Consider the following 238-nt stretch of genomic DNA (forward strand, 5'->3'; position numbering starts at 1 on the left):
AATACTTATGTCTTTATAACCTTCAGGATGAGTTTGATACTTCCCTGAAGGGGTGTATGCAAAGTATTCACTATCATTAGGCCAACCTGCCCTGATTTTAAAGCCATCTATGTTTCTTAAAATATTATTTGTACGATAGGTCTTCTCCGTTTCTTGGTAAATTTCATCAAAAATGTTTTTAGGTTGTTTTGGAAAAAAGTAAAAATAAACTGATACAAGTAATACTACTATTGTTAAA

1 protein-coding gene is annotated in these 238 nt (G+C 30.7%); it reads right to left on the reverse strand.

What is annotated here, in order from left to right:
* A partial coding sequence (locus ADH52_RS04735) for a TipC family immunity protein (protein WP_049510403.1) occupies positions 1–238 on the reverse strand: 238 nt, incomplete at both ends.

It is taken from the genome of Streptococcus pseudopneumoniae (genome assembly GCF_001072665.1).
Classification (GTDB): Bacteria; Bacillota; Bacilli; order Lactobacillales; family Streptococcaceae; genus Streptococcus; species Streptococcus pseudopneumoniae_S.